The organism is Pseudomonas shiyinii, from assembly GCF_056725765.1.
Window position 1 is genome coordinate 2,982,783 of sequence record NZ_CM161522.1, and the last position, 16,059, is coordinate 2,998,841.

Genomic DNA, 16,059 nt, shown 5'->3' on the forward strand with positions numbered 1-16,059 from the left:
CGCCACGAAAGGGCTGCAAAGCAGCCCAGAGAAAAAACCCGTCACAAACCCCACCGCCAAAACCCCCGCCACACACTCTTTTTCCATCCCAGACAAGCTGTTACTGTAGCCCGATCAAAGCCCAACGCCCCTGGATCGGATGCCGACTTGATACGTCCCCTCCTGCTGTCCCTCAGCCTGGCCTTGAGCTTTCCCGCAGTCGCGACGGTGAGCGAAAGCCACGGTTATGCGCAGTTCGGCACGCTCAAGTATCCAGCCACGTTCACCCATTTCGACTGGGTCAACCCGCAAGCGCCCAAGGGCGGTACCTTGCGGGCCATGGCATTCGGAACCTTCGATACCCTCAACCCCTATACGTTCAAGGGTTCCAGCCCGGTCAGCACGCCGAACTTCCTGCAATACGGCATCAACGAGCTGAACGAGCCGCTGATGGTCGGCACCGGCCAGTACGCCCCCTCCGGCGACGAGCCCACCTCCAGCTACGGCCTGATCGCCCGCTCGGTGGAGTACAGCGAGGACCGCAGCTGGGTGGTGTTCAACCTGCGCCCCGAAGCGCGCTTCCACGATGGCCACCCGATCACCTCGGCAGACGTGGCGTTCTCGTACCGCACCCTGCTCAAGGACGGCCACCCGATGTACCGCACCAACCTGCAGGAAGTGCGGCGGGTGGACATCCTCGGGCCCAAGCGCATCCGCTTCGTCTTCAAACGCGCCGGCAACCCCTTGCTGATCCTGCGCCTGGGCGAAATGCCAGTGCTGCCCAAGCATTACTGGAAAGGCCGCGATTTCAAGGCCACCACCTTCGAGCCGCCACTGGGCAGTGGCCCCTACCGCATCACCCAGGTGGAGCCTGGCCGGCGCCTGGTGTTCGAGCGGGTGAAGAACTACTGGGGCAAGGACCTGGCGGTCAACCGTGGCAAGTACAACTTCGACCGCGTCGAGTACGAGTTCTACCGCGACGCCACGGTGGCCTTCGAAGCGTTCAAGGCCGGCGAGTTCGACATCTACATCGAGCATCAGGCCAAGAACTGGGCCAACGGCTACAACTTCCCGGCCATTCGCCGTGGCGAAGTGATCAAGGCGCAGATCCCTCATCGCATCCCCACCCAGACCCAGGGCCTGTTCATGAACAGCCGCCGGGCCGCCTTCAGCGACCCACGGGTGCGTCAGGCCCTGGGGCTGATGCTCGACTTCGAGTGGACCAACCGCGCTCTGTTCAGCAGCGCCTACCGCCGCTCGACCAGCTATTACCCCAACAGCGAATTCGCCGCCACCGGCCTGCCCACAGGTAAGGAATGGCTGTTGCTGGCGCCGTTCCGTGACGAATTGCCGGCCAGGCTGTTCACCGAGCCCTACCGGGTCAGCCACACCGATGGCCGCGGCATCGACCGCAAGACCCTGCGCCAGGCCCTGGCGCTGTTCGCCAAGGCCGGCTGGAAGCTCGACGGCCAGCGCCTGGTCAATGCCAAGGGCCAGCAGTTCCGCCTGGAGCTGTTGCTGGTCAACCCGAACCTGGAGCGTATCCTCCAGCCCTACGTGGAGAACCTGGCCAGCATGGGTATCGACGCGCGCCTGCGCACGGTCGATCGTGCCCAGTACAAGCAGCGCCTGGACCAGTTCGACTTCGACATGATCCTCATGACCCTGGGCCAGACCTTGAGCCCAGGCCTGGAGCAATGGCTGTACTTCCATTCCAGCCAGGCCTCGGTCAAGGGCAGCAAGAACTACGCAGGTGTGAAAGACCCGGTGGTCGACCACCTGCTCGACACCCTGCTCGCCGCCCGCACCCGTGACGACCAGGTCGCCGCCGCCCGCGCCCTGGACCGGGTGCTGTCATGGCAGTACTACATGATCCCCAACTGGTATCTCGACAATCACCGCCTGGCCTACCGCAACCGGTTCGCCTTCGTCACCACGCCGCCCTATACCCTGGGCCTGAACAGCTGGTGGCTCAAGACCTCGGAGAAAGCCCAATGATGCCAACGCACCCTCTGCGCCGGCTGGCCGGCAGCCTGCTGCTCGCCTGCCTGAGCCTGCCCGCGATGGCCGCACCGCAGCATGCGCTCACCCTGTACGATGAGCCACCGAAGTACCCGGCCGATTTCAAGCACTTCGACTACGTCAACCCCGACGCGCCCAAGGGCGGCACTTTCCGCCAGTCCAGCTTCGGCAGCTTCGACAGCCTCAACCCCTTCATCAACAAAGGCGTGCCGGCCGATGACGTGAGCATCATCTACGACACCCTGATGCGCCAGAGCCTGGACGAGCCCTTCACCGAGTACGGCCTGGTGGCCGGCAAGATCGAAAAGGCCCCCGACAACAGTTGGGTGCGCTTCTACCTGCGCCCCGAAGCGCGCTTCCACGACGGCCACCCGATGCGTGCCGAGGACGTGGTGTTCACCTTCAATACCCTGATGAGCAAAGGCGCCCCGCTGTTTCGCGGCTACTACGCCGACGTCGCCGAGGTGGTCGCCGAAGACCCGCTGCGCGTCCTGTTCAAGTTCAAGCACAAGAACAACCGCGAGCTGCCACTGATCCTCGGCCAGTTGCCGGTACTGCCCAAGCACTGGTGGCAAGGCCGGGACTTCGACCGTGGCAACCTGGAGATCCCCCTGGGCAGCGGCCCGTACAAGGTCGCCGAGGTCAAGGCCGGCCGCTCGGTGCGCTACGAGCGGGTCAAGGACTACTGGGCCAAGGATTTGCCGATCAACCGCGGCCACTACAACTTCGACCAGATGACCTACGATTCCTACCGCGACAACACCGTCGCGCTGGAAGCGCTCAAGGCCGGGCAGTTCGACTACTGGCTGGAAACCAGCGCGAAGAACTGGGCCACGGCCTACAACGTGCCCGCCGTGGAGCAAGGCCGGCTGGTCCGCGAGGAGTTGGCCAACGGCAACCCCACCGGCATGCAGGGCTTCATCTTCAACCTGCGCCGCCCCGTGTTCCAGGACGTGCGCGTACGCCAGGCCCTGAGCCTGCTGCTGGACTATGAGTGGACCAACAAGCAGCTGTTCAACGGCGCCTACACCCGCACCGGCAGCTATTTCGAGAACTCCGAAATGGCCGCCGAGGGCCTGCCGGGGCCCGATGAACTGAAGGTCCTCGAACCGCTGCGCGGCAAGATTCCCGAACAGGTCTTTACCGAGCCCTTCCACAACCCGGTCAGCGACGGCAGCGGCATGATCCGCGACCAGCAACGCAAGGCCTACAAGCTGTTGCAGGAAGCCGGCTGGAAGATCGCCGACGACAAGATGGTCGATGCCCAGGGCAAGCCGGTGGTCATCGAATTCCTGCTGGCCCAGACCGAGTTCGAGCGCATCCTGTTGCCGTTCAAGCGCAACCTCGCCGACCTCGGCATCGAGCTGAACATCCGCCGCGTGGACGTCTCGCAATACATCAACCGCCTGCGCTCGCGCGACTTCGACATGATCGTCGGCGGCTACCCGCAGTCGAGCTCCCCTGGCAACGAACAGCGCGAATTCTGGACCAGCGCCGCCGCCGACAACCCCGGCAGCCGCAACTTCATCGGCCTGCGCGACCCGGCCATCGACCAGTTGGTGGAGCAACTGATCAACGCCGACTCGCGGCAAAGCCTCATCGCCCATACCCGTGCCCTGGACCGCGTGCTGCTATGGGGCTACTACGTGATCCCCAACTGGCACATCAAGACCTGGCGCGTGGCCTACTGGAACCACATCGGCCACCCGAAGGTGTCGCCCAAGTACGACATCGGCATCAACACCTGGTGGATCAAGCCCGAAGTGACCCCAGCGGTGGCCGAGCCTGCGGCACAACAAGACGAGGCGAACTGACATGCTCGCCTACATCCTGCGCCGCCTGCTGCTGATCATCCCGACCCTGTTCGGCATCCTGATCATCAACTTCATCATCGTCCAGGCCGCCCCCGGTGGCCCGGTGGAGCAGATGATCGCCAAGCTCGAAGGCTTCGAAGGCGCCACCAGCCGTATCGCCGGCGGCGGCGCCGAAGTGGCCGTGGCCGGTTCCAACTACCGCGGTGCCCAGGGCCTGGACCCGGCCCTGATCGCCGAGATCGAGCGCATGTACGGCTTCGACAAGTCGGCGCCCGAGCGCTTGTGGATCATGATCAAGAACTACGCCCAGCTGGACTTCGGCGAGAGCTTCTTCCGTGACGCCAAGGTCATCGACCTGATCATCGAAAAAATGCCCGTGTCCATCTCGCTCGGGCTATGGAGCACGCTGATCATGTACCTGGTGTCGATCCCTCTGGGGGTCGCCAAGGCCGTGCGCCACGGCAGCCACTTCGACGTCTGGACCAGCTCGGCGATCATCGTCGGCTACGCCATCCCGGCGTTCCTGTTCGCCATCCTCCTGATCGTGCTGTTCGCCGGCGGCAGCTACTTCGACTGGTTCCCCCTGCGCGGCCTGACCTCCAACAACTTCGACGAGCTTTCCACCACCGGCAAGGTGCTCGACTACTTCTGGCACCTGGTGCTGCCGATCACCGCGCTGGTCATCGGCAACTTCGCCACCATGACCCTGCTGACCAAGAACAGCTTCCTCGACGAGATCAACAAGCAGTACGTCATCACCGCCAAGGCCAAGGGCCTGAGCCGGCCACGGGTGCTGTACGGCCATGTGTTCCGCAACGCCATGCTGCTGGTGATCGCCGGTTTTCCCTCGGCGTTCATCGGCATCTTCTTCACAGGCTCCCTGCTCATCGAGGTGATCTTCTCGCTCGACGGCCTGGGCCTGATGAGCTTCGAGGCAGCGATCAACCGCGACTACCCGGTGGTCTTCGGCACCCTGTTCATCTTCACCCTGCTGGGGCTGGTGGTGAAGCTGATCGGCGACCTGACCTACACCCTGGTCGACCCCCGCATCGATTTCGCCAGCCGGGAGCAATGACATGGCACTCTCCCCTCTCAATCGCCGGCGCTTCGAGCGCTTCAAGGCCAACCGCCGCGGCTGGTGGTCGCTGTGGATCTTCATCGTGCTGTTCGGCCTGAGCCTGGGCGCCGAGCTGATCGCCAACGACAAGCCCATCGCCGTGCGCTACGACGGCCAGTGGTACTTCCCGGCCTTCAAGCGCTACCCGGAGACCACCTTCGGCGGCGAGTTCCCCCTGGAGGCCAACTACAAGAGCCCTTACATCCGCGAGCTGCTTGCCGCGAAGGACAGCTTCGTGCTGTGGGCACCGATCCCGTTCAGCTACCAGAGCATCAACTACGACCTCAAGGTCCCCGCCCCCGCCCCGCCCTCGGCGGACAACTGGCTGGGCACCGACGACCAGGGTCGCGACGTGCTGGCGCGGGTGATCTATGGCTTCCGCGTGTCGGTGCTGTTCGCCCTGACGCTCACCGTGCTCAGTTCCATCGTCGGCGTGATCGCTGGCGCCTTGCAGGGCTACTACGGCGGCTGGGTGGACCTGGCCGGCCAGCGCTTTCTGGAGATCTGGTCGGGCCTGCCGGTGCTGTACCTGTTGATCATCCTGGCCAGCTTCGTGCAACCCAACTTCTGGTGGCTGCTGGGCATCATGCTGCTGTTCTCCTGGATGAGCCTGGTGGACGTGGTGCGCGCCGAGTTCCTGCGTGGGCGCAACCTCGAGTACGTGCGCGCCGCCCGTGCCCTGGGCATGCGCAACGGCGCGATCATGTACCGGCACATCCTGCCCAACGCCATGATCTCGACCATGACCTTCATGCCCTTCATCCTCACCGGCGCCATCGGCACCCTCACCGCCCTGGACTTCCTCGGCTTCGGCCTGCCGCCCGGCGCGCCCTCGCTGGGCGAGCTGGTGGCCCAGGGCAAGTCCAACCTGCAGGCGCCGTGGCTCGGCATCAGCGCCTTCGCCGTGCTGGCGATCATGCTGAGCCTGCTGGTGTTCATCGGCGAATCCGCCCGCGATGCCTTCGACCCGAGGAAATGACATGAGCGAACAGAACCTGATCGAAGTGCGCGACCTCGCCGTGGAATTCGTCACCGGCGAGCACGTGCATCGGGTGGTCGACGGCATCAGCTTCGACATCCGCAAGGGCGAAACCCTGGCCCTGGTCGGCGAAAGCGGCTCAGGCAAGTCCGTCACCGCCCACTCCATCCTGCGCCTGCTGCCCTACCCGCTGGCGCGCCACCCCAGCGGGAGCATCCGCTATGGCGACAAGGACATGCTGCAACTGGGCGAGAAGCCCATGCAGCGCATTCGCGGTGACCGTATCGCGATGATCTTCCAGGAGCCGATGACCTCGCTGAACCCGCTGCATACCATCGAGAAGCAGATCAACGAAATCCTCCTGCTGCACAAAGGCCTTACCGGCAAGGAAGCCACCGCGCGAACCCTCGAACTGCTGGAGATGGTCGGCATCCCCGAGCCGCACAAACGCCTCAAGGCCCTGCCCCACGAGCTGTCTGGCGGCCAACGCCAGCGCGTGATGATCGCCATGGCGCTGGCCAACGAGCCGGAGCTGTTGATCGCCGACGAGCCCACCACCGCGCTCGACGTGACCGTGCAGTTGAAAATCCTCGACCTGCTCAAGGCATTGCAAGCACGCCTGGGGATGGCCTTGCTGCTGATCAGCCATGACCTGAACCTGGTGCGGCGCATTGCCCACCGGGTGTGCGTGATGCAGTGCGGCAAGATCGTCGAACAGGCCGATTGCGCGACGCTGTTCCGTTCGCCGCAGCATCACTACACCAAGATGCTGATCAATGCCGAGCCCAGCGGCGCGCCGGCGGACAACCCGGTGGGGTCGCCGCTGCTGGAAGTCGAGGACCTGCGGGTGTGGTTCCCGATCAAGAAAGGCCTGCTGCGGCGCACCGTCGATCACGTCAAGGCCGTGGATGGCATCGACTTCAGCCTGCCCCAGGGGCAGACCCTTGGCATCGTGGGTGAAAGCGGCTCGGGCAAGTCCACCCTGGGCCTTGCCATCCTACGCCTGATCGCCAGCCGCGGCGGCATCCGCTTCCATGGCCAGAATCTCGAAGGGCTCAGCCAGAAGGACGTTCGCCCCCTGCGCCGGGAGATGCAGGTGGTGTTCCAGGACCCCTTCGGCAGCCTCAGCCCCCGCATGTGCGTGGCCGATATCGTCGGTGAAGGCTTACGGATTCACCGCATCGGCACGCCTGCTGAACAAGAAGCCGCGATCATTGCCGCGCTTGAGGAAGTGGGGCTGGATCCGCGAACGCGTCACCGCTACCCGCATGAATTCTCCGGAGGCCAGCGCCAGCGCATCGCCATTGCCCGAGCGCTGGTACTCAAGCCTGCGTTGATTCTGCTGGATGAGCCGACCTCGGCGCTGGACCGGACCGTGCAGCGGCAGGTGGTGGAGTTGCTGCGTAATCTACAGCACAAATACAACCTGACGTACCTGTTCATCAGCCATGACCTGGCGGTGGTCAAGGCACTCAGCCACCAGCTGATGGTGATCAAGCATGGGCACGTGGTGGAACAAGGGGATGCGCAGGCGATCTTCCAGGCGCCACAGCATCCGTATACGCGGCAGTTGTTGGAGGCGGCATTCTTGGAGGCGGTTCCGGTTGCCTAGGCTTGTCTCTCATGATGCTCGCGTTCCTAGCCCTGGGCGTAGGCTTCGGATCTGACGATTGGCATACCGGCTGCAACTGGCTTCTTCGGCCTTTGCTGTCTCCATGAGCGGCAGCTTGGGAAGCGGTCGCTCCTGTCTTTGGCTATCGCCCTCAAATAGCCGGCCTTCGGTGTCGAAATCCTCTTAGATGCTTAGAAGCGTGCCTTCGCCAGTTAGCGAATTGTAGATAACCAACGCTTCCTCGCACTCGCCCGCTTGGGTAACCAAGTTACCTTCACGGCTCCAGATTCCCGAACGACCAGATGCGATGTAGTTATCCGCCGGCCCCACACAATTGGCCATCACGACTGCCATTCCATATTGCCGAGCTATCTGCGGATAATGGCTGTACGCCGCAGTCACTCCTCTTGAAGATTTGGCAACACTGGTGAAGTAAATGGTTGACTCCGCCTCCGACGCTTGTTGTGCATGACCGGGTTGCAACGACTCATAGCAAATGGCCGGAACCAGCACCTCATTGGCGTGGGTGAATAACTGCTGGGTACCACCAGGTGAGAAAAAGGGCTGCTCATCGGCATGCAGCAGCTGCTTGGCGTAGACGATTCGCTCCGATTTGGGCTGGAAGAAAAACATGGCAATCTGAACGCCATGCTCGACGCGTAGTGGTGCACCTACGGCAATCAAAATCCCGGAGCGGTCGCTGAGCTGCTGAAACACCTCTAGTCTCGGATCGTCGACCTGAATGGCCAAACCCTCAGCAAGCAAGGGTTCATACGCGGTCAGAGACAGTTCAGGGAAGAAAATACCATCCGCTCCGTAGCTTACCGCCTGTTCTATGACGGCGATGTGTTTGGCGATATTTTCTTCAATGTTCCCTTGGTAGGACGAGATTTGTGCGGCAACAAGCTTCATAAATTTTCCAATTGATTATGTTGGAGCAGGTTGATTCACATTCCATAAGTTACTTGAAGATGGGCTACTTGTGCTGGGTAAGGGCTACGAAACTACCGAGCCGCCCCCGTGTGTGAAAAGGCTATTTGCGTAGAGCCGTCCTAGGGGCTGAGCGATGGCTGCCAGTCGTGTAAGAGGTGATCTTTGTGGGAGCGGGTTCACCCGCGAACACCGGCAAAGCCGGTGCCATCCACCGCAGCGCCTGCTTCGCGGGTAAACCCGCTCTCATAGAACAACGCATGACCATTTGATTTGCGGCACCCTGTGGGAGCGGGCTTGTCCCGCGATTAGGCCGGGCCCGATATCACCGTCGCCTGGCAAGGGCTTCGCCCTTGATCGCGGGACAAGTCGGACCGCCGCACCGCCGCTCCCACAGGGGCAAGCATCGGCCGCTTGTTCTCTGCGCGACAGCGCAGCCCGAAGGGCTGGGTAATCTCCCACAGAGTGCGTGTCGCATTTACGAAATCCGCTACCGCTCTGCATCCGCAATGGGTCGAAAGCAGCCCACCCTATGGAGCTACGGTCCTACCAAGCGGACCAATTCCGGGTTGGAACTGAACAGTAAAAATCAGACTTCCCCCCTTCCCTGTAGTCCATTTCCCAAACATACTCCTGTCGCCTTTTTTCCGTTGCGGTCGCTCTGGCGGCGCTCTAGTCTCGGCGTGTCGCTGAGATCAGCGATCGGCTTTGACAGGCCGTAACGGTACATGGCAAACAGCTCGTCCTTGATGGCGGCTGTACGTGCGGGCACGCTTGCGTGCGCCGGAGCTCGCTATGTCCGCCGGTCTGTCAACCCACGTACAGCTGCCACCCTTCTGTTTGACAGCAGGCAGGTGGTCGCATCTTTAAAGGACGTATGCAATGTCGAAGATCGTTCCCGATCCACCCCAGAACCACCACTCCCTCGAAGACACGATAATCCAGGCCTCGGAGTATGCCCTGTGCGCGCAGACCGTGGCGCATCAGGCGATTCAGCTACTGCCCAAGTCACCGGTCTCGATGCTGATGATGGCCTCGATGCATGAGCTTGAAGCGCTGCGTGTGTTGCTTGAGTCGGCGCTGCAGCAGATGCAGCTACCGGCAGGGCCGCGGACGCTGCATTGATAGATCGAGTTGTTCGTTGTCTGGGCTAGCCCTATCGCCGGCAAGCCGGCTCCCACCGGTCCTGCGCTATGTTCAGAGACACCGCCACACCTGCAGGAGCTGGCTTGCCAGCGATAGGGCCGGCTGGGCAGCGAGCATTTCAGGGAGATTGAGCAAATGACCACAGATGACACCAAGGCCAAAACCACCGTTGGCAAGACGAAGTTCTATCAGGGCGCGGGCATGACCGAGCCGCTGTTTTGCATTGAGCCTGGCATTCCCTGCCACTATGCACGCGAGCAGGCTTCGGAGTTGATGGGGTATGTGCGGGATATGACCCTCACCGGGGTGATGGAAGACAAACCTCAGCTGGTTTGGGCGTCGTATTACCTGGCGGCGCTGGCCAAGGCGCTGATGGATGATGCGGAGCTGGGAATGATGCGCCGGGTCTAGTGCCCCGCTGATAATCGGTTTGTGAAGCAGCCCCAGTCAAGCCGTCGGCGCAACCAGGCGATAACCCACACCCGCCTCGGTGATGATGAACCGCGGCGCCGTCGGATCATCCCCCAGCTTCTGCCGCACATGCGCCACGACGATGCGCAGGTAGTGGGTGTCGTCCACATGGGTCGGCCCCCAGATGTCCTTGAGCAGTTGCTGCTGGGTGATCACCCGCCCGGGATGGCCGGCCAGCTGGGCCAGGAAGGCGTACTCCTTGCGCGTCAGCGCCACCTCGGCGCCGTCGAGCGTCACCTTGCGAAACGCGAAATCCACCACCAGTGGCCCGAAGCTCGCCGACGACAGCGCGCTGCCCGTCTGGGGGGCCTGGCGCAGCAGTGCGCGCACACGCGCGAGGAACTCTTGGATGCCGAAGGGCTTGGTCACATAGTCGTTGGCACCGCCGTCCAGGGCGTCGACCTTCTGCACTTCGCTGGCACGCACCGACAGCACCAGCACGGGCACGGTGCTCCATTCACGCAGCTCACGCAATACCTGCTGGCCGTCCATGTCCGGCAGGCCGAGGTCGAGCACCACCAGGTCCGGCTTGGCCAACGCCGCCTGGGCCAGGCCTTCGCTGCCGGTGGCGGCTTCGAGCACCTTGTAGCCCTGGGAGGCCAGGCTGATACGCAGGAACTTGCGGATCTGTGGTTCATCGTCGATGACCAGCAGGGTGGCGGATTGACTCATGAGGCTTCGCTTTCAGGTTCGGGTTGAGGGGGCAGCGGCAAGCATAGAGTGATGCAGGTGCCCTGGCCATCGATGCCATCGTCGACCAGGATCTTGCCGCCGTGAGCACCGATCATGCCCTGGCAGATCGCCAGGCCCAGGCCGGTGCCCTGCCCGCCACGGTCGCCGCGGGCGGCGGTGTAGAACATGTCGAAGATCATTTCACGCTCGGCCACCGGGATGCCTGGGCCCTGGTCGCTGACGGCAAAGCACAGTTGCTCGTTCTGGAGGGCGACGCGCAGCTCCAGGCGGCCGTTGGCAGGCGAGAAGCGCGCGGCATTTTCCAGCACGTTGATCAGGGCCTGTTCGATCAACGCTGCGTGAACGAACAGCAACGGCAGTTCGGCGGGGACGTCGGTATGCACGCGTAGGGGCGCCAGGACCACGCGCAGGCGATTGAGGGCGCTGCCGACGATGTCGGCCGGGGCTACCCAGTCACGGGCGAGCTTGAGGGTGCCGTGGCCCAGGCGGGTCATGTCCAGCAGGTTCTGGATATAGCGATCCAGGCGCTCGGCTTCGTTGCGGGTGCCCTCCAGCAGCTCGCGGCGGTCGTCCGGGGGGATGGCATCGCCCAGCGCCAGCAGGCTGTCGATGCTGCCGCGCATGGCGGTCAGGGGGGTGCGCAGGTCGTGGGACACCGAGGCGAGCAAGGCGCTGCGCAATTGCTCGGTCTCGCCATGCAGGCGCGCGGCCTCCAGCTGCTCGCCGAGCCGGGCGCGGGCCAGGGCCTGGGCCAGGGGTTGCCCCAAGGCCATGAGCAAGCGACGGCGCTGGGTGCTCAGGGAAGCATCCGCGCGTGGGCGCACACCGAGCAGGGCCAGGGGCTGGTCCTCCACCGACAACGGCCACCACCACCAACGCCCGTCGGGCAAGGTGTCGCTGCCATGCCCGGCAGCCTGGCCGTGTTGCCAGGCCCATTCGGCAGCGGCGCGCTCGTTGTCGGTCAGTTGCGGTTCGTGGCCACTGGCGGCGCGCAGCTGGCGGTCGCTGTCGCGCTCCAGCAGGCACACCTGCATGTCCTGCCAACCGTCCAGGTGCTGGCCAGCAGCGCTGAACACGGCCTGGCGGTCGGTGGCCACGGTCAGCCGGCGCGACAGGTCGAGCAATTGCGTGGTTTCGGCCTGGGTTTCTTTCAAGGCCTGTAGCTGCCGGCGCTGACGGGTGGCCAGGTTGCCGGTGAGGGCGGCCATGAGCAGGAAGAACACCAGGGTCAGTACGTCTTCTTCACGCTGGATGCTGAAGGAAAAGGTGGGCGGAATGAACAGGAAGTCGTAGCTCAGGAATGACAGGGCCGCACAGGCCAGGGCCGGCCCCAGGCTGCTACGCACCGCCACCAGCAGCACCGCGACGAGAAACACCAGAGACATGTTGGGCAGCGGCAACAGGCTCGACACGGCCCACGACACGCCAGCCGCCAGCACGGTCGCCAGCAACGCCAGGAGATAATGGCGCCACACCCACACTCGCTTGGCCGCCGCACCTGCTTTTTCGGGCTGGCCGTCACGATCGAGCACATTGATTTCCAGGCCGTGGCTTTCGCGCAGCAGGCGCATCGCCACACCGCCTCCGAACAGACGCCGACGCAGGCGATCACGGGACTGGCCGACCAGCACCAGGCTGGCACGGCGCTCGATGGCGTGCTGGATCAATGTGCGGGTCACTTCACCCGCACGCAGCACCACCACTTCACCGCCCAGGCGTTCGGCGAGCTGTTGCGCGGCCTGCAAGCGTTGCCGAGCGACCTCGTCGCGCAGCCGGCCGCTGTCGACATGCACCAGGCTCCACGGCAAGTGTCGGCGCTGGGCAACCCGGCTGGCATGACGTACCAGGCGCTCGGCCTGCTCGTCGCCATCGACGCCCACCAGCAAGCGCCCGCGCAAGGCCGGAGCCTCCTGGCCGCGCTGGCGGTAGCCGCTGGCAAGGTCCGCGTCGACCTGGGCAGCGGCAGTCTGCATGGCCAGCTCACGCAGGGCGGTGAGGTTGGTTTGGGAGAAGAAGGCATCGATCGCTGCCCTCGCCTGCTCCGGCACGTAGACCTTGCCCTCGCGCAGGCGCTCCAGCAGCTCGCGGGGCGGCAGGTCGATGAGCACCAGTTCGAAGGCTTCCTGCAGCACCCAGTCCGGCACGGTTTCGCGCACTTGCACGCCGGTGATGTCGCGGACCTTGTCGTTGAGGCTTTCCAGGTGCTGGACGTTGACCGTGGTGTAGATGTCGATACCGGCGGCCAGCAATTCCTGGACGTCCTGCCAGCGCTTGGCGTGGCGGCTGCCAGGGGCGTTGGTGTGGGCCAGCTCGTCGACCAGCACCAGGGATGCAGTGGCCTTGAGCAGGCCATCGAGGTCCATTTCCTCGAGGGTGACGCCGCGGTATTCGCTGCGCAGCAAAGGCTGTTGCGGCAGGCCGCCGAGCAGTGCTTCGGTCTCGGCGCGGCCGTGGGTTTCCACCATCCCGGCCAGCACCCTCATGCCCTGGCGTTGCTGAGCGTGGGCAGCCTGGAGCATGGCGAACGTCTTGCCTACACCCGGGGCTGCGCCGAGAAATACCTTGAGCCTGCCGCGACCTTCACGCGGCAGGCCCGCCAAGAGCGCATCGGCGCGGGTGGCGTTACTCATGTTTCATCCTTCATGTACGCGGCCGCTCCTACACGCGGGGATACAGGCGCCAAACGCTCCAGGGCCTGGTTCAGCGCCAGCACATTGACCACAGGCGGGCCGATCAATGGGTGGAGGGTGGCCTCTTCGAGCAAGGCTTGCAAGCGCTCCACCGGCACCTGCCGCGCGGCCGCCACGCGCGGGAGCTGGTAGGCCACGGCCTGCATAGGCAAATGCGGGTCCAGACCGCTGCCCGAAGTGGTCAGCAAAGCCAGCGGCACAGGGCCCTGCCCTGCGTGATAGAGCGCCGCCGCATCGGCCTTGACCCGCTCGGCCAACGCCGGATTGCTCGGTGATAGATTGCTCGCGCTGCTGGCCACCGTGGCGTAGCCGCCCGCCGAAGGCCGTGAATGGAACCAGGCATCGCCCTCGAACGCCTGGGCGATCAGCGTCGAGCCGCGCACGCGGCCCTGCTCGTCGTGGACCAGGCTGCCATTGGCCTGTTCGGGGAAAGCCACCTGGGCGATGCCGGTCACTGCCAGCGGATAGAGGGCGCCGGTGATCAGCGTCAGCAACAGGGCCAGGCTCAGGGCCGGGCGCAGGTAGGTCGTCATGTTCGTCTCCTTCAAACCAGGTGCAGGGCATTGAGCAGCAGGTCGATCAGTTTGATCCCGGCGAATGGCACGATGATGCCGCCCACGCCGTAGATCAGCAGGTTGCGCCGCAGCAGCTGGGCCGCGCTCGCGGCCTGCACCCGCACACCGCGCAGGGCCAGCGGAATCAGCACGATGATGATCAGGGCGTTGAACACGATGGCCGAGAGGATCGCGCTCTGCGGGCTCTGCAGTTGCATCAGGTTGAGTACGCCCAGTTGCGGGTAGATCGAGGCGAACAGCGCCGGCAGGATGGCGAAGTACTTCGCCACGTCATTGGCGATGGAGAAGGTGGTCAGCGCACCACGGGTGACCAGCAGCTCCTTGCCCACCTGTACCACGTCCAGCAGCTTGGTCGGGTCGCTGTCCAGGTCGACCATGTTGGCCGCCTCGCGTGCGGCCTGGGTGCCATCGTTCATGGCCATGCCGACATCGGCCTGGGCCAGGGCCGGGGCATCGTTGGCACCATCACCGCACATGGCCACCAGGCGACCGTCGCCTTGTTCCTGGCGGATGCGCGCCAGCTTCTTCTCCGGTGTGGCTTCGGCGAGCACATCGTCCACCCCGGCCTCGGCGGCGATAGCCGCGGCGGTGAGCGGGTTGTCGCCGGTGACCATCACCGTACGGATACCCAGCTTGCGCAGTTCGGCGAAGCGCTCGCGGATGCCGGGTTTGACCACGTCCTTGAGATGGATCACCCCCAACAAGCGCGTGTCCAGGCAAACCAGTAGCGGCGTGCCGCCGCCCTGGGCGATACGCTCCACCTCGCGGGCCAGGGGTGCCGGCATGTCAAGACGTTGCATGCCGACGAAGGCCAGCACCGCATCCACCGCGCCCTTGCGGTAGCGGCGCTGTTGAAAGTCGATGCCGGACAAGCGGGTTTCGGCACTGAAGGCAATCGGCTCGACTTCGCCTGCAGCAGGCTCGTCGAAGTCGTACTGCTGGCGCAGGTACTCGACGATCGACTTGCCCTCGGCGGTGTCATCGGCGAGCGATGCAAGCAATGCCCCCTCCCCCAGCTCGCGCGCAGTGATGCCCGGTGCTGCATGCAGGGCGCTGCAGCGGCGGTTGCCGAAGGTGATGGTGCCGGTCTTGTCGAGCATCAGCGTGTGCACATCGCCGGCGGCCTCCACGGCACGGCCCGAACGGGCGATGACGTTCAGCCGCACCAGGCGATCCATGCCGGCGATGCCGATGGCCGAGAGCAGGCCACCGATGGTGGTCGGGATCAGCGTCACCAGCAGCGCGGCGAGGAAGATCAGCGGCAGGCTACCTCCGGCGAAATGGGCGAACGGCTGCAGGGTGACCACCACGATCAGGAAGATCAGGGTCAAGCCGATCAGCAGGATATCCAGGGCGATCTCGTTGGGTGTCTTCTGGCGCTTGGCGCCTTCGACCAGGGCGATCATGCGGTCCAGGGTCGACTCGCCGGGGTTGCTGGTGATGAGGATCAGCAGCCAGTCGGAGACCAGGCGGGTGTTGCCGGTGACGGCCGAGCGGTCACCGCCGGACTCGCGGATCACCGGCGCCGACTCCCCCGTGATGGCCGCCTCGTTGACCGCGGCGATGCCGTCGAGCACCTCGCCATCGCCCGGAATCAACTCGCCGGCGACGACCTTGACCACATCGCCCCTGCGCAGCTGGGTGGCGGCGATGGTTTCGAACGAACCGTCGCTTCTACGTCGTTTCGCGGCCAGGCCCTGGCTACCGGCCTTGAGGCTGTCGGCGCGGGCCTTGCCACGGCCTTCGGCGAGGGCTTCGGCAAAGTTGGCGAACAACACGGTGAACCACAGCCACAGGGCGATCTGCACTGCGACGCCTACGCTCACACCACTGCCCGGGGCCATGCACAGCACGGTGGTCAGCACGGCGGTAAGCGCAACCACCAGCATCACCGGCGAGCGCTTAAGCTGGCGTGGGTCGAGCTTGACGAAGGCTTGCACCAGGGCCGGGCGCCAGAGGGCGGCAAAACGGGTCTGGTCGGCAGCAGCGTGATGGGTGTTCACATCGGAAATGGGCATGTTCATGGAGGAT

The 16,059-nt window shown here is 64.3% G+C and carries 12 protein-coding genes; 7 read left to right on the forward strand and 5 right to left on the reverse strand.

The window, feature by feature from the left end; all coding sequences use genetic code 11:
* Positions 1–147: 147 nt before the first annotated feature.
* Genes ACXHGZ_RS13415 through ACXHGZ_RS13435 form a run of 5 tightly spaced genes read left to right on the forward strand, consistent with a single transcriptional unit; the run spans position 148 to position 7,523 of the window.
* Positions 148–1,977 (forward strand): extracellular solute-binding protein, encoded by a 1,830-nt coding sequence (locus ACXHGZ_RS13415; protein WP_480460246.1) that lies wholly within the window; start codon positions 148–150, stop codon positions 1,975–1,977.
* Positions 1,974–3,815, forward strand: a complete 1,842-nt coding sequence (locus ACXHGZ_RS13420) for an extracellular solute-binding protein (protein WP_480460247.1) — start codon at positions 1,974–1,976, stop codon at positions 3,813–3,815. The genes ACXHGZ_RS13415 and ACXHGZ_RS13420 overlap by 4 nt, the downstream gene beginning before the upstream one ends.
* A 1-nt stretch (position 3,816) precedes the next feature.
* On the forward strand, positions 3,817–4,890 hold the full coding sequence (locus tag ACXHGZ_RS13425; protein ID WP_084854702.1) for a microcin C ABC transporter permease YejB: 1,074 nt from the start codon (positions 3,817–3,819) through the stop codon (positions 4,888–4,890).
* Between the two features lies 1 nt (position 4,891).
* Positions 4,892–5,911, forward strand: a complete 1,020-nt coding sequence (locus ACXHGZ_RS13430) for an ABC transporter permease (RefSeq protein WP_084854701.1) — start codon at positions 4,892–4,894, stop codon at positions 5,909–5,911.
* A gap of 1 nt (position 5,912) precedes the next feature.
* The gene (locus tag ACXHGZ_RS13435; RefSeq protein WP_480460248.1) at positions 5,913–7,523 is read left to right on the forward strand and encodes an ABC transporter ATP-binding protein; all 1,611 of its coding nucleotides are present in this window, start codon (positions 5,913–5,915) and stop codon (positions 7,521–7,523) included.
* 183 nt (positions 7,524–7,706) lie between these two features.
* On the opposite strand, the gene ACXHGZ_RS13440 is transcribed toward ACXHGZ_RS13435, so the two are convergent.
* On the reverse strand, positions 7,707–8,435 hold the full coding sequence (locus ACXHGZ_RS13440) for a carbon-nitrogen hydrolase family protein (RefSeq protein WP_480460249.1): 729 nt from the start codon (positions 8,433–8,435) through the stop codon (positions 7,707–7,709).
* Between the two features lie 900 nt (positions 8,436–9,335).
* Between ACXHGZ_RS13440 and ACXHGZ_RS13445 the strand changes: the two genes are divergently transcribed.
* Together ACXHGZ_RS13445 and ACXHGZ_RS13450 are read left to right on the forward strand one after the other, a co-directional pair.
* Positions 9,336–9,578, forward strand: a complete 243-nt coding sequence (locus ACXHGZ_RS13445; RefSeq protein WP_480460250.1) for a hypothetical protein — start codon at positions 9,336–9,338, stop codon at positions 9,576–9,578.
* A gap of 156 nt (positions 9,579–9,734) precedes the next feature.
* Positions 9,735–10,010, forward strand: a complete 276-nt coding sequence (locus ACXHGZ_RS13450) for a DUF3077 domain-containing protein (RefSeq protein ID WP_084854692.1) — start codon at positions 9,735–9,737, stop codon at positions 10,008–10,010.
* Between the two features lie 36 nt (positions 10,011–10,046).
* On the opposite strand, the gene ACXHGZ_RS13455 is transcribed toward ACXHGZ_RS13450, so the two are convergent.
* Genes ACXHGZ_RS13455 through kdpB form a run of 4 tightly spaced genes read right to left on the reverse strand, consistent with a single transcriptional unit; the run spans position 10,047 to position 16,052 of the window.
* The gene (locus ACXHGZ_RS13455; protein WP_084854691.1) at positions 10,047–10,742 is read right to left on the reverse strand and encodes a response regulator; all 696 of its coding nucleotides are present in this window, start codon (positions 10,740–10,742) and stop codon (positions 10,047–10,049) included.
* Positions 10,739–13,393, reverse strand: coding sequence for a DUF4118 domain-containing protein (locus ACXHGZ_RS13460; RefSeq protein ID WP_480460251.1), 2,655 nt, complete (start codon positions 13,391–13,393; stop codon positions 10,739–10,741). Before ACXHGZ_RS13460 ends, ACXHGZ_RS13455 begins: the two co-directional genes overlap by 4 nt.
* Positions 13,390–13,986 (reverse strand): potassium-transporting ATPase subunit KdpC, encoded by a 597-nt coding sequence (gene kdpC, locus ACXHGZ_RS13465; RefSeq protein ID WP_480460252.1) that lies wholly within the window; start codon positions 13,984–13,986, stop codon positions 13,390–13,392. The genes ACXHGZ_RS13460 and kdpC overlap by 4 nt, the downstream gene beginning before the upstream one ends.
* An 11-nt stretch (positions 13,987–13,997) precedes the next feature.
* Positions 13,998–16,052, reverse strand: coding sequence for a potassium-transporting ATPase subunit KdpB (gene kdpB, locus ACXHGZ_RS13470; RefSeq protein WP_480460253.1), 2,055 nt, complete (start codon positions 16,050–16,052; stop codon positions 13,998–14,000).
* Positions 16,053–16,059: the final 7 nt, after the last annotated feature.